The organism is Serratia sp. NCCP-200, assembly GCF_059697885.1.
This window is the reverse complement of the sequence record NZ_BAAKUJ010000002.1, coordinates 1,002,740-1,014,775: the sequence shown is the minus strand read 5'-3', so window position 1 is coordinate 1,014,775 and position 12,036 is coordinate 1,002,740. Positions and strand designations below refer to the sequence as shown.

The following is a 12,036-nucleotide window of genomic DNA, read 5'->3' as shown; positions in this document are numbered from 1 at the left end:
ATCATGGGCTTATACTGATTATAAGGTTAGCCAATCAGAATGCCCATCTAGCCGAACCAGACTTAATTCAACACACCCCAAATATAGCGTGGCGATCGCTCGTTGCCACCAAGCCAAGCAGCACCAGCAAAATGACAATCGTCAATGAGAGAAACCACAGGGTCACCGGATAGTCCGTCGCTTTAGTCTTTTTTGCCACTTTGACTTCTTCCTCTGGCCGGTCAGAAACCTCAGCCCCGAGCACGTTCACAGCGTATTTCTTGTTCACTACAAAGCCTTTTTTGGGCAAAGTGATGATCAGATCATCCACCTCAGCAATGCTGGCAATGTTCTTGCGTAACAGGCTGATATGGTTATTGAGATTATTATTTGACGGTTTCAGACCATGATTGGACCACACCGCATCCAGCAGATAGTCACGCTCAACCCCCGCCAGATTTTCTAGCATCTCAACAAATAAACGGGCGGTGATCGCCCCGATCTCGAGTGATTCATCTGGTGATTCTTGCAAGAATAGCGTTCTTTCGTCGCTATCAAATACCAGTCCGGTATCAATGATATACTTCATATTATGTTAACTTTATAATTTAACTGCAGATAAATGATCACCTGAGGAAAGTTTCATCTCAGATTTTCTGCTCCACGCATTTGCGGGCAATGCGTTTCGATGAGCCAACGCCTGAACTCGCCTTTGTGCTTGAAGTTAAGCTTGTTCATCGCTTTGATTTTGTGCGCACTGACCGTTTTCTGATGTATGCCAAGCAGTTCACCAATTTCGATATTGGTGTAACCAATTGAATAATAATGCAATACATCCTTTTCTCGCAGGGTCAATGACCGAGGTTGCCCAATCTGCGAAAACCTCTGTGGCGTGAGATAAACCTCATCAACTTGCTGTAATAGCGTACTAACAGATTGATTACGCTGTAGAATTCTCATCATCTTTTCAGGGCGATTTAAAATCAGCTCAACCTCAGGCTGAATAATGAATATCACCTCAGTACTGACCATTTTTCTGGCGTAGAGATATTGCGATAGATTATTGACGCCAATAAAGGCCAAATAGTAATGAACATTGGCATCAAGCGTTTCATTAACGTCAACCAAGATACCTTTTTCATTAAAGTAGTGACTTAAAAGATGCGTCAGGCCCTGCGTAAAGAACTTGTCATCGTTCGATATAAGTACTTTTATCTTCATTGTGATATAAGGTTAATTTAGCTTATGCCTAATACCATGCAATGGTGCCAAGCAGTCCGTATCAGGTGCGATAAGAGAGCATTATCCAAATTTATCAATCGAGCGATATAAGGAAAGCCTTAAAGCACGCACATTGATGTTTAGATGGACAACAAGTTGAAAGGGCAAGATAGGTCTTGATTATCTGACACGCCATTCCTTTGCAAAACAATTACAGCCTATTAACTCTGGTATTCTCACCAAAGCACCCATTGTGTAAGGGTTAGGCCAACTTGAGTTCCATCTACCAAGAATCTTCTGAATACAAATTCTTCCCTGCTAATATTAATTAATGTCGCCCAGCTGTCAATGATCGCAAAAGAATCAGTAGGAATCTCATTCAATTGATTGATTTTCATTGATATTTCATGAAAACATTGCCATGTAAATCAGTGATAAACGCCTTTATTGGTGATTTATCACAAAACCACAAGAAAAGTAGATATAAAACCCAAAATTGAAAAATTAAGTAGATTTTAAAACTAAAAAGATAATTTTAAATGGTTAATAATTCCATGAAAACCAACAAAAGCAATTGATTTCATTAAAAATGATAAAAAAATAGCTTTAATGATAAAATTTATCTCGTCAAGAGAGAAGATATAGCCTTAAGGCTTGTTTAGAATAAGGAGATAAAGAGAGGAATAAATGCCTGACAGCATGAAACTCCAAGTCTTGGCGGCTGGGATTAATTTGTGGCACCTTCAGTTTTGCCCACGAATACGGAACCGATATAAGGTATAAAAGCCAACCGGAGCACGTTAAGTCCCCTCTCCCTTTGGGAGAGGTTTTAGGGTGGAGGGACGTTATGCCGATTAATTCACCGAAATTCCCCACTTTTTCATTCGCGATAGCAGCGTAGTGCGTTTCAGCCCAAGACGCTGTGCAGCCCCGCGTGGCCCAGCAACCACGCCGTTGGTTTCTTTCAGCACGCGGAGCACCCGTTGGCGCTCATCCTCCTCCGGCGATGCCGTTTCCATGGCAGCGACAGGCGGCCCCCCTGAGGATTGCGAATACTGCAATTCGGGTAGCGGCAGCTCAAGCACCGAGCCGCGCGTCAACAATACCGCCCGCTCAATCACGTTCTCCAGTTCACGCACGTTGCCCGGCCACGGCATCTGGCTTAATAACCGCAGCGTTTGCGCCGGAATACTGTCGATGGTGCGCTTCATGCGACGAGCAATTTTATGGGTCAGGAACTTCACCAATTGGGGGATATCTTCAGGCCGTTCGCGCAGCGGTGGAATAACGATCGGAAACACGTTCAGACGATAGAACAGATCGCTGCGAAATTCACGATCGGCCACCATCTGCTGCAAATCCCGGTTGGTGGCGGCAATCAGACGGATATCGACGGAGATCGGTTTATTGCCACCGACCCGTTCAAACTCCCGTTCCTGTAACACCCGCAGCAGCTTGGGTTGCAACTCAATGGGGATCTCCCCCACTTCATCGAGGAATAGCGTCCCCTTCTCCGCCAGTTCAAAGCGGCCCATACGTTGGGTCGAGGCCCCGGTAAACGAGCCTTTTTCATGGCCAAACAGGTCGCTCTCCAACAGGCCCGCAGGCATCACCGCACAGTTCATTTTCACCATGCGCTGGTCACGCCGTTCGCTCAGGTTATGGATCGCTCGCGCAATCAGCTCCTTGCCGGTGCCTGTTTCCCCGAGGATCAGCACCGAACAGTCGCTTTTAGCCACGATTTCGACCTGTTTGAGTACCGCAGACATCCCCGCGCTGCGCCCGACAATCTCGCTCAGATCGGGATGATTGACGTTGATCTGCTCGGTCAGATACAGGTTTTCATGCACGAGACTCTCTTTGAGCCGGTTGATCTCCTGGCAGGCCAGCGCATTATCCACCGCGATGGCAATACGCTCGGCAATCTGTTGTAGCACCCGTAAGTTGGCCGCGTTAAAACCATCTGCCTGGCATTGCGCCAGCTTCAGCACCCCCAGCTTCTTTTGGCCGAATATCAGTGGCAATACGCACAATGCCTCGATCTTACCCTGTGATATATCAAACAGCCGACGTTCATAGCCAGAAAGCTGCTCGGCATTTTTCAGGTTCAACAGCAGCATTTCGCCGCTGCGCATCACCCGTTCGGTTAAGGTGCCAGCCAATGCCACGTTGTACTGTTGGCGTTCGGCAGTATTGTTGTTCAGATAGTGGGTGGAGTAGATGGTGAGCTGATCGGCGTGGTTACTGCGTAATACGATGCTGATGGCGTCACTGTTGAAAAAGTGGTGAATTTTCTCCGAGATCTCCCCCATCACATCATCCAGATCCAGCTTTGACAGCACCGCATTGGTGACATCCACCAAGATGCGATAGTCATCCAGCTCATGACGCAGCTGGTGCTGTTGCCGTTGCGCGTTTTCCAACAAAACGATCTGCTGCGTGGCCAGCGCCACCACTTCCATCAGCGTTTGCAACTGCACCAGGCTGGCATCGCTGAACGGCTCGCTTCCGCTACGCAGTAATTCACAGCCACCGAGCGGCCGCCCACCCGCATGTAGCGGCATCAAACAGTATTGGTTGAAGGGAGGATGCAACTTCAGGGCGCGGATTTGCGGATAGCGATCGTGCAGCTCATCGGCCTGCCAGCGCTGGGGTAACGAGCTGTGTTGAAAGCGGCTGACCGGACCATTCGCCAGCAGCGTTTCGTCCTGATAATTTACCGGCTGCTGCGCTTGATCCAGCCCGTGAAAACTCACCCGTTCACTGTGCGGATCAAATAGCACCAACGCGACGCTGTCGGCCAATTGCATGCGCTGCAATACCTGACGCAATTGCAGTAACAGATCGATGAAATTATGCTGCCCGAGCAGCATGCGCGTAATTTCGAGCAGGTCTTGTTGTTCTAAGCGTACAGTCGACATGGTTTATCACTTGTCTGAGTCACGAAGATTATTGCCAGCGAACATCCTCACAAAGAGTAAGGTTTGTTAATGGTAATTTCTCCCGACCGGATCAACAAAACACCGCAACAGGAATATCATTTGCCGGGGATAGCACAATTTATCGCCGCTCCTGGTCGCCTTCTCCTGCCAAGAACAGCGCGACGTCCTGCTCCACTTCCCCCATTGCTTGCAGTGCCGACAAGGTTTCCTGCGCTTCTTGCTCATCCAGGCGGCTCATGGCAAAGCCAACATGGATCAACACCCAGCTACCGATTAGCGCTTCTGGCGGTTCATCGTCCTGGCACACCAGGGCAATATTCACTTCTCGTTGCACACCACAGACGTCGACCCAGGCGTGCTGGGATTGATTTGCGTCCAGCGCCACAACCTTACCGGGAATGCCTATACACATGCTTTTTCCTCTTGGTTATTCAATTTCCAGGCGCTTGAGTTGTAAGCCGTCATCCGCCTGCACCCGCAGGTTGCGTCCGCCGCATTGCGGGCAGACCAGGACCTGGGGAACCAGCAGTTGCACATCCGTCCGGCAGTCATGACACCAGCACTGTGCCTGTTGTTCGAGCAGATGTAACTCGCAGTCTTCGGCCAAGGTGCCGCGACAGACCATGTCGAAGCAGAACCTCAGCGACTCCGCCTCCACGCAGGAAAATGCGCCGATCTCAAACCAGACGGCGGTAATGCGCCGGGCATGATTTTGCCGGGCGTGTTGCTGCATGATTTCCATCGCATGATGGCACAGGGTTATTTCATGCATCTGGGCTCCGTTGTTCGGCGATTAATCACCGATGCTTCAGCTAGTGCAATTACGGTGCCAAGGTGATCCCGTGGCCCCTCACCCTAACCCTCTCCCACAGGGAGAGGGGACCGATCGAGTTGGGCTGAAAGTATAGTGATCCTTCATAAGCACCAGCTGAATCACCTTGGTTAAAGGGGGCGTTCGAGTTGGGCTGAAAGTATAGTGATCCTTCATAAGCACCAGCTGAATCACCTTGGTTAAAGGGGCGATCGAGTTGGGCTGAAAGTGTAGTGCTCCTTCATAAGCACCGGCTGACTCACCTTTGCTAAAGGGGGCGATCGAGGTTGCTGCTATGACAGCCCTTCTCCCAACAGAGTAGGGGCTATCAGCTCCCTCTCCCCTAAGAGAGGGGACAGTCCGAGACGCAAATTAAGTCCCGTGATCGACCACAGCGCCAATTTAACTCCCCCTCCACAGGAAAATTGACTTAACAAGCCGCAACTTTATTCCCGCACTTATCGACAACGCCGATCGGCTCCCTCTCCCTGTGGGAGAGGGTTGGGGTGAGGGGTAAACCGTCATTTTTGCTGCCGATTTCGACAAAAATGACGAAGTGACGACGCCAACTCTGGCGGAACGTGACGAATATCCCCTCCCGCTTCGTCGTTTATGCCCATCCGCCGTTCATGCGCGGCACATTAAATCACAACCAACTGTTTTATATCAATTTATTAGGCTTGGCACGTTTTATGTATAGCTAACGGCAGCACAGACTCAAAGGCTCGCCGCCTGGAGTTTAACGATGGAAGGTAATCAGGAGTGACTGATGAACAGGTTTATCATGGCCGATCCGCAAAAATGCATCGGCTGCCGTACTTGTGAGATCGCCTGCGTAGTGGTCCATAGCCAAAACCAGGATGTCTCGGCGCTGGATGCCGCCAACTTCACGCCTCGCCTGCATCTGCTGAAAGGCGGCAATGTCAGCACCGTGGTGCTGTGTCGTCAGTGTGATGATGCCCCCTGCGCCAGCGTTTGCCCCAACGGGGCCATCAGCCAAAGCGACGGCATGGTCAAGGTCACGCAGGAGCGTTGCATCGGCTGTAAAGCCTGCGTCATGGCTTGCCCATACGGAGTGATGGAAGTGGTCACCCGCCCGATGGCCCATCAGGGTAATACCTTGATGTTCCCCGCCGCCGAGAAAGCGGAAGCGCACAAGTGCGATCTCTGCACCGGACGTGCCAATGGCCCGGCCTGTATGGAATTTTGCCCCACCGATGCGTTGCTCTGTGTAGACCAACAGCTACTGCAAAAAATGAACGCAGAGAAACGCCGCCGCGCCGCCCTCAATCCACTGTCGTTGGCGATATAAGCATGAACCGCTTTCTGTCGGAGGAACGGCCATGAACCGCTTTGTTATTGCGGAACCTCAACACTGTATCGGATGCAATACCTGCATGGCTGCCTGTACCGAAGTGCATAAGGCCGAAGGGCTACAGTCGCATCCCAGGCTGACGGTGACGCGCGTCGGAGAGCAAACGGCGCCGATACTTTGCCGCCAATGTGAAGACGCCCCTTGTGCACGCGTTTGCCCGGTCAATGCCATCACGCACGGCGAGCATGCCATAGAGCTGAATGAGACCCTGTGCATTGGCTGCAAGCTATGTGGCCTGGCCTGCCCGTTCGGTGCAATTACGCCTGCGGGCAGCGGGCCAGTCAATATCCCGTCGATGTTTGAGCAGTACGTCCCGGCAGAACTGCTACCCGACGTGCCAACCAGCCCCGCAAACCAATCGCCCTATCTGTCCTGGAATGCCGGGATCAAAACGGTAGCGGTGAAGTGCGATCTCTGCGCCTTCCTCGCCGATGGGCCGGAATGTGTGCGCATCTGCCCAACCAATGCCCTGCATATCATCGATGAGCAGCAGCTTGAGCAGGAAGCGCAGGCCCGGCGTTTGGCGCGAGCCGGCCAGGTCGCGATCGGCTGGCCATCCTCTCCTTCTCTCGTCAGGGGGCAGAAATAAACATGGACTCTCTCACTCTACTGTTTTGGGCCTTGGTGATGTATGTCGCCGGTGGCGTGTTATCACTGCTGCTGTTTCGCCGGGAGCGCCTCGCCATTTTGCTGGCGGGCATCAGCGCGATAATGGGTGGTCTGTTAGGGTTGTGCAGCGCCGCCCCCGTCCTGTTAAGCGGGCAAACCCTCACCTTCTCCACCCCTGGCCTGTTCTCGTTTGCCGCCTTTGTGGTGCGCATGGACTCGCTGGCGGCCTTTATGCTGATAGTGATTTCGCTGCTGGTCACCGTTTGCGCGTTGTATTCCATCGCCTACGTGCAGGAGTATCGCGGCAAAGGCGCCGCGAGCATGGGGTTCTTTATGAACCTGTTTATCGCCTCGATGGTCGGGCTGGTGGTGATGGATAACGCCTTCTACTTCATTATTCTGTTCGAAATGATGTCGCTGGCCTCCTGGTTCCTGGTGATCGCCGATCAGGATGACGAATCCATCAGCGCCGGTTTGCTGTACTTCTTTATCGCCCACGCCGGTTCGGTTCTGATCATGATCGCCTTCTTCCTGATGTGGCGGCAGAGCGGCAGCCTGGACTTTGATTCCTTCCGCACTCTATCTCTTTCCCCTTGGATGGCGTCGGTGGTGTTCCTGCTTTCCTTCTTTGGCTTTGGGGCCAAGGCAGGGATGCTGCCGCTGCACAGCTGGTTACCGCGCGCCCACCCGGCAGCTCCTTCTCATGCTTCAGCGCTGATGTCCGGCGTGATGGTGAAGATCGGCATCTTCGGCATCATCAAGGTCGGGATCGATCTGCTGGGGGCCACCGAAATGTGGTGGGGCATCGTGGTGCTAGCCTTCGGCGCGGTGTCTGCGGTGTTGGGAGTACTGTATGCGTTGGCCGAGCACGATATCAAGCGCCTGCTGGCCTGGCACACGGTAGAGAACATCGGCATCATTTTAATGGGCGTTGGCGTGGCAATGGTCGGCATGGCAAGCGGACATCCGGTGATGGCCGCGTTAGGCTTGCTCGGCGCTTTGTACCACCTGCTCAACCATGCGGTGTTTAAAGGCTTGCTGTTTCTGGGTGCAGGTGCCGTGATTTGGCGCGTGCATACCCGCGATATGGAACAGATGGGCGGCCTGGCAAAGCTGATGCCGCTCACCGGGCTGGCATTCCTGATTGGCTGTATGTCGATCTCCGCCCTACCGCCGCTGAACGGTTTTATCAGCGAGTGGTACACCTACCAATCGCTGTTCTCCATGAGCCACGACGGCAACTTTATGATGCGCCTCAGCGGCCCGATTGCCATGGTGATGCTGGCGATCACTGGGGCGCTGGCGGCGATGTGCTTCGTTAAGGTCTACGGCGTCAGCTTCTGCGGCGGGCCGCGCAGTGAAAAAGCGGCGCAGGCTCGCGAAGTGCCATGGCAGATGACGGTCTCCATGCTGTTGCTGGCCCTGCTGTGCGTACTGCTCGGCGTGGGAGCCAGCGTGGTCGCACCTGTGTTGGCGCAGGTTGCCATGACGCTGGTTGGCACTCATGGCGTCACCGTCGTGCAAGGTTCCATGCTGGTGCCGCAACTGGCCAGCCAAGCAATGCTGTCACCAACATTGACCTTTATCCTGCTACTCGCTCTGCCGCTGATCCCATTGGCGGTGTATCTGATGCTGAAAAGCAATCAGTCCAGCTTCCGTCGCCGCGGCGACCCTTGGGCCTGCGGCTACAACTGGGAGCAGGCGATGGCGGTGTCAGCCGGGGGCTTTACCCAGCCACTGCGCGCCATGTTTGCCTCGCTGTACCGTCTGCGTAAGCAGCTCGATCCAACGCCTGCATTGTCGCGGGCACTGGAACAGACCACCGCAGGGGCAACCCGCGCCGAACCATTCTGGGATGACTGGATCATCAATCCGCTGGTCAAGGCCTCTCAACGCCTGGGGGTGCGGTTGCAGGGCATGCAGAGCGGCGACTTCCGCTTCTATTGCCTGTATGTGGTGATCGCCTTGGTGATCCTGCTGTTGCTTGTCGCGGTTTAAGGGGGAAATAGCATGTCGATGCAGGAAACACCGTCGTTAATGATGGGACTCTTCGCGCTGATGCAAGCGCTGATAATGCTGGCGCTCGCGCCGCTGTTCACCGGGATCTCCCGCCAAATCCGCGCCCGGATGCACTCGCGCCGTGGCCCTGGCATTTGGCAGGACTACCGCGATATGGGCAAGCTGTTCAAGCGCCAGGAGGTGGCTCCGGCGCAGTCGGGCGCCATCTTCCGCGTGATGCCTTATGTACTGCTGAGCAGCATGTTGCTGGTGGCGATGACGCTGCCCATCTTCACGCGGACGTCGCCGTTTGCCGGTGCGGGGGATCTGATCACCCTGCTCTATCTGTTCGCACTGTTCCGCTTCTTCTTCTCGCTGTCCGGTCTGGATACCGGTAGCCCGTTTGCCGGGATCGGGGCCAGCCGCGAACTGACGCTGGGCGTATTGGTAGAACCTACGCTGATCCTGGCGTTGTTGGTGGTGGCGCTGATTGCCGGTTCCACCAATATCGGCACCATCAGCGCCGCCCTGACCGAAGGGTGGAGTTCCCCGACGGCCACCCTGCTGGCCATGCTGGCCTGTGGTTTCGCCGCGTTTATCGAAATGGGCAAAATCCCCTTCGACGTGGCAGAGGCGGAACAGGAACTTCAGGAAGGGCCGCTGACCGAATACTCCGGCTCCGGCCTGGCGCTGGTGAAATGGGGGATCGGCCTCAAGCAGGTGGTGGTGGCTGAACTGTTCCTGGCGGTGTTTATTCCCTTTGGCAAGGCGGTGGAACTGACGGTGCCCGCGCTGGCGCTGGCGGCAGTCATCATGCTGGCCAAACTGCTGGCGGTGTTTGTCATTGCCTCCATTGTTGAAAATACCTTGGCGCGTGGGCGGTTCCTGTTGACGCACCACGTTACCTGGCTCGGTTTTGGCGTAGCGGCGCTGGCCTTTGTCTTTTACCTAACCGGTCTGTAGCCGCCAGGAAACCCATTATGGAAAATACGCTCTGTTTGCAATATACCGCCCTCGCCACGCTGCTGCTGCCGTTTATCGGCGCGCTGCTGACGGCCTGCGTGCCGCAACGGATGGCCAAGTGGATCTGTACCCTGTTTGCGCTGTTGGCCACGCTGGGGACGGTGATTATCGGTTGGTTATTCCTGGCCCATGGCAAGGCGGATACGACCATCACGCTGCTGCAATACGGCAACGTGGCGCTGTTCGGCTTTATCATCGACCGCATCAGTACGCTGATTGTCTTCGCGGTGGTGTTTCTTGGCCTGCTGGTCAGCCTGTATTCCACCGGTTACCTCACTACGGCCAACCGCGAACATCCCCACGAGGGCAGCAACCGCTACTACGCTTTCCTGCTGATCTTTATCGGCGCGATGGCCGGGCTGGTGATGTCCTCCACCATTCTGGGGCAGTTGTTGTTCTTCGAGATCACCGGCGGCTGTTCCTGGGGGCTGATTAGTTACTACCAGACGCCGAAGGCACAACGTTCGGCAATGAAGGCCCTGCTGATCACCCATATTGCCTCGATCGGCTTATACCTGGCGGCGGCGACGCTGTTCCTCAATACCGGCACCTTCGCCCTGAGCGCCATTGCGCAGCTCAACGGTACGGCCAGCCTGGTCGTATTTGGTGGCATCCTGTTCGCGGCCTGGGGGAAATCGGCCCAGCTTCCGTTGCAGGCCTGGCTACCCGATGCCATGGAAGCCCCTACCCCGGTGAGCGCCTATCTGCACGCCGCCTCGATGGTAAAAGTGGGCGTCTACATCTATGCCCGCGCCATCCTGTCTGCGGATGCGGTGCCGCATATTATCGGCTGGGTCGGCATCGTCATGGCGACTATTACCCTGATTTACGGTTTCCTGATGTACCTACCGCAGAAGGATATGAAGCGCCTGCTGGCATGGTCCACCATCACCCAGCTCTCCTATATCTTCCTGGCGCTGTCTATTTCCATCTTTGGTTCCAAAACCGCCTTTGTCGGCGGCGTGGCCTACATCTTTAACCACGCGTTTGCCAAGAGCCTGTTCTTCCTGGTGGCCGGGGCGCTGAGCTACAGCTGCGGCACCCGGATGCTGCCCCGCTTGCAGGGCGTGATGCGCAAGATGCCGCTGCTGGGCGTGGGATTCTGCGTGGCCGCGCTGGCGATCACCGGAGTGCCGCCGTTTAACGGCTTCTTCAGCAAGTTCCCGATTTTTGCCGCCGGTTTTGCACTGTCGCGTGAGTTCTGGCTGATGACGCCGCTGATGGTACTGGTGCTGATCGAGTCGGTCGCCAGCTTTGCCTGGTTCATCTATTGGTTTGGGCGCGTTATTCCCGGCAAACCCAGTGATGAGGTGGCACAGGCCGCTCCGCTGCCGCTGGTGATGAGCGTGGTGCTAGTGATTCTGATCGCGATGTCGGTAGGTTCCAGCGTGATTGCCGTCGCCTGGCTTGGATAAGGGAGTTGATTATGACTGGTTCACTGATCGTCAATAACCTCGCGGGGCTGATGATGGTCACCTCGCTGCTGGTGATTGGCGCCAAACGGCCCGTGGCCTCGTGCTGGCTCTATGCCTTGCAGTCGCTGCTACTGGTGCTGATCTTCTTGACGCTAGGGCAAACCCTGGGCGCCCACCAGCTCACGCTGTGGGCGATCAGCGCCTTTATCACCAAGGTGGTACTGGTGCCGGTGATCATGGCTTATGCCTTTCGCAAAATGGACGATCCCTCGGCGAACGGCAGCCTGATCGGCCCGGTGATGCTGATGCTGGCTGCGGCGGTGATTGTGCTGCTGTGCTGGTTTGTGGTGGAGCCGGTGCAGGTGCCGCTGCTGGCCTCGCTGAAACCGGCGCTGGCGGTATCGCTGGGGCATTTTATGCTCGGCCTGCTGTGTATCGTCACCCAACGCAACATCCTCAAACAGGTGTTTGGCTACTGCCTGATGGAAAACGGATCGCACCTGACGCTGGCGCTGTTGGCGAATCGCGCGCCGGAGCTGGTGGAGATTGGCATCGCCACCGATGCTATTTTTGCGGTGATCGTGATGGCCGTGCTGGCGCGCAAAATCTACCGCACACTCAACACGCTGAATGTTGAACAACTGACGGCGTTGAAGGGGTGAG

The 12,036-nt window shown here is 54.8% G+C and carries 12 protein-coding genes; 6 read left to right on the top strand and 6 right to left on the bottom strand.

Going from position 1 to position 12,036, the window contains the following annotated elements; all coding sequences use genetic code 11:
• Positions 1–67: 67 nt before the first annotated feature.
• The 6 genes from AC6HVW_RS09955 to hypA form a co-directional block, all read right to left on the bottom strand.
• The gene (locus AC6HVW_RS09955) at positions 68–568 is read right to left on the bottom strand and encodes a winged helix-turn-helix domain-containing protein (protein ID WP_071680610.1); all 501 of its coding nucleotides are present in this window, start codon (positions 566–568) and stop codon (positions 68–70) included.
• Between the two features lie 53 nt (positions 569–621).
• Complete coding sequence (locus tag AC6HVW_RS09950; protein ID WP_071680611.1) at positions 622–1,200, bottom strand: LuxR C-terminal-related transcriptional regulator; 579 nt, start codon at positions 1,198–1,200, stop codon at positions 622–624.
• Positions 1,201–1,436: 236 nt separating this feature from the next.
• A complete protein-coding gene (locus AC6HVW_RS09945) occupies positions 1,437–1,598 on the bottom strand; it encodes a hypothetical protein (protein ID WP_166734697.1) in 162 nt (53 codons plus the stop codon).
• Between the two features lie 456 nt (positions 1,599–2,054).
• A complete protein-coding gene (gene flhA / locus AC6HVW_RS09940; protein WP_071680612.1) occupies positions 2,055–4,121 on the bottom strand; it encodes a formate hydrogenlyase transcriptional activator FlhA in 2,067 nt (688 codons plus the stop codon).
• A gap of 139 nt (positions 4,122–4,260) precedes the next feature.
• On the bottom strand, positions 4,261–4,554 hold the full coding sequence (hybG, locus tag AC6HVW_RS09935) for a hydrogenase maturation factor HybG (protein ID WP_071680613.1): 294 nt from the start codon (positions 4,552–4,554) through the stop codon (positions 4,261–4,263).
• Positions 4,555–4,569: 15 nt separating this feature from the next.
• Positions 4,570–4,914: a hydrogenase maturation nickel metallochaperone HypA gene (gene hypA / locus AC6HVW_RS09930; protein WP_071680614.1), complete on the bottom strand. Its 345-nt coding sequence runs from the start codon at positions 4,912–4,914 to the stop codon at positions 4,570–4,572.
• 808 nt (positions 4,915–5,722) lie between these two features.
• Here hypA and hydN point away from each other — a divergent pair.
• From hydN to hyfE, 6 genes are read left to right on the top strand one after another with little or no spacing between them, the layout of a single operon-like run.
• Positions 5,723–6,265 carry an electron transport protein HydN gene (gene hydN, locus AC6HVW_RS09925; RefSeq protein ID WP_071680615.1) on the top strand — a complete coding sequence of 181 codons (543 nt, stop codon included), beginning with the start codon at positions 5,723–5,725 and terminating at the stop codon, positions 6,263–6,265.
• 31 nt (positions 6,266–6,296) lie between these two features.
• Positions 6,297–6,917 carry a 4Fe-4S dicluster domain-containing protein gene (locus AC6HVW_RS09920; RefSeq protein WP_021804844.1) on the top strand — a complete coding sequence of 207 codons (621 nt, stop codon included), beginning with the start codon at positions 6,297–6,299 and terminating at the stop codon, positions 6,915–6,917.
• A 2-nt stretch (positions 6,918–6,919) separates the two neighbouring features.
• Positions 6,920–8,935, top strand: coding sequence for a hydrogenase 4 subunit B (gene hyfB, locus AC6HVW_RS09915; protein WP_071680616.1), 2,016 nt, complete (start codon positions 6,920–6,922; stop codon positions 8,933–8,935).
• 12 nt (positions 8,936–8,947) lie between these two features.
• The gene (locus AC6HVW_RS09910; RefSeq protein ID WP_071680617.1) at positions 8,948–9,898 is read left to right on the top strand and encodes a respiratory chain complex I subunit 1 family protein; all 951 of its coding nucleotides are present in this window, start codon (positions 8,948–8,950) and stop codon (positions 9,896–9,898) included.
• 17 nt (positions 9,899–9,915) lie between these two features.
• The gene (locus tag AC6HVW_RS09905; protein ID WP_071680618.1) at positions 9,916–11,373 is read left to right on the top strand and encodes a hydrogenase 4 subunit D; all 1,458 of its coding nucleotides are present in this window, start codon (positions 9,916–9,918) and stop codon (positions 11,371–11,373) included.
• An 11-nt stretch (positions 11,374–11,384) separates the two neighbouring features.
• Positions 11,385–12,035, top strand: a complete 651-nt coding sequence (hyfE, locus tag AC6HVW_RS09900; protein WP_024487063.1) for a hydrogenase 4 membrane subunit — start codon at positions 11,385–11,387, stop codon at positions 12,033–12,035.
• Position 12,036: the final 1 nt, after the last annotated feature.

Bases quoted from the DNA above. Each gene is read 5' to 3' on its own strand.
- flhA (WP_071680612.1), bottom strand. From the start codon at position 4,121: ATGTCGACTGTACGCTTAGAACAACAAGACCTGCTCGAAATTACGCGC.
- hypA (WP_071680614.1), bottom strand. From the start codon at position 4,914: ATGCATGAAATAACCCTGTGCCATCATGCGATGGAAATCATGCAGCAA.
- hybG (WP_071680613.1), bottom strand. From the start codon at position 4,554: ATGTGTATAGGCATTCCCGGTAAGGTTGTGGCGCTGGACGCAAATCAA.
- AC6HVW_RS09905 (WP_071680618.1), top strand. From the start codon at position 9,916: ATGGAAAATACGCTCTGTTTGCAATATACCGCCCTCGCCACGCTGCTG.
- AC6HVW_RS09950 (WP_071680611.1), bottom strand. From the start codon at position 1,200: ATGAAGATAAAAGTACTTATATCGAACGATGACAAGTTCTTTACGCAG.
- hyfB (WP_071680616.1), top strand. From the start codon at position 6,920: ATGGACTCTCTCACTCTACTGTTTTGGGCCTTGGTGATGTATGTCGCC.
- hyfE (WP_024487063.1), top strand. From the start codon at position 11,385: ATGACTGGTTCACTGATCGTCAATAACCTCGCGGGGCTGATGATGGTC.
- AC6HVW_RS09920 (WP_021804844.1), top strand. From the start codon at position 6,297: ATGAACCGCTTTGTTATTGCGGAACCTCAACACTGTATCGGATGCAAT.
- AC6HVW_RS09955 (WP_071680610.1), bottom strand. From the start codon at position 568: ATGAAGTATATCATTGATACCGGACTGGTATTTGATAGCGACGAAAGA.
- AC6HVW_RS09945 (WP_166734697.1), bottom strand. From the start codon at position 1,598: ATGAAAATCAATCAATTGAATGAGATTCCTACTGATTCTTTTGCGATC.
- hydN (WP_071680615.1), top strand. From the start codon at position 5,723: ATGAACAGGTTTATCATGGCCGATCCGCAAAAATGCATCGGCTGCCGT.
- AC6HVW_RS09910 (WP_071680617.1), top strand. From the start codon at position 8,948: ATGTCGATGCAGGAAACACCGTCGTTAATGATGGGACTCTTCGCGCTG.